Raw genomic sequence first — 885 nt, 5'->3', positions numbered from 1 at the left:
TCGGGTAGTGCCGGCCGCTGGCCGGCAGCACGCGAAATGCCGGCCAGCGGCCGGCACTACCAGGCGGGTTTATGACCAGTCGTACGAGAACAGCACCGTGCGGCTTTCCGGCTCGTACAGCATCACGATCGCATCGGCGCCGGTGGCGCACCAGTTGTAGCCGGCCACGTCGGCCACGGCGAAGAATTTGTTGCCATTGCGGGTGATGATCACTGTTTCGGCATCGTCCGCAGCGTTGGGGTCATCGGCAGCCTCGGTGAAGCCCAGTTCGAATGCCGCGGGAATCTCTGCGGTCTCGGTCCAGTTGCCGAAACCTATCGGGCCGCCCAGCGTATCCAGGTAATCGCGCTCGCTGGCCTCACCCTTGCCGTAGCGCGAGTAGCAGGCGAGACGGCCGTGCGCGGCATGGTAGTCGCGGGCCTTGGCGTAGCTCTCGCGCATCTGCGCGATGTGTTCCTGCGCGTCCTTGTCCTGCACCGCGTCGCCGATGAAATAGCCCTCGTTGCCGAGGAAACGCATCTCGTTGCCGGCGGTCAGTTCGAAGGCGATCCAGTTGGTGCCGGTGAAATCGTTGTGGTGTTCTTCGGTGCTTTCGCCGATGCAGCCGTCGTACGGCTCGATCGGACACAACATCGTTGCCAGCTGGCCGGCTAGTTCCGGGCGCAGCACACCGAGGTCGATCTTCAGCAGCGGCAGCAGGTGCTGGCCGAGCCAGGTCTGGTCGGCGGGGAAGACGTCGGTGGGGAAGGGGACCATGCCGGGCAGCAGGTCGCGCAGTTCAGTCTGGTGGATCATGTCAGTCCTTTGAATTGGATCGGTAGTGCCGGCCGCGGGGCGGCAGACGCGGGAAAAATAGTTGGTTGGGGCCCCCGGCCCGCCCAAAAA

General features: G+C 64.5%; 1 protein-coding gene. It reads right to left on the bottom strand.

The window, feature by feature from the left end; genetic code table 11:
* Positions 1-69: 69 nt before the first annotated feature.
* Positions 70-795, bottom strand: coding sequence for a hypothetical protein (locus tag ACJ7C5_RS04060; RefSeq protein ID WP_412703121.1), 726 nt, complete (start codon positions 793-795; stop codon positions 70-72).
* Positions 796-885 lie beyond the last annotated feature (90 nt).

The organism is Nocardiopsis yanglingensis, from assembly GCF_045809185.1.
GTDB lineage: Bacteria > Pseudomonadota > Gammaproteobacteria > Xanthomonadales > Xanthomonadaceae > Stenotrophomonas > Stenotrophomonas yanglingensis.
The sequence above is the reverse complement of the archived record's forward strand: the minus strand, read 5'-3'. Positions and strand labels throughout refer to the sequence as shown.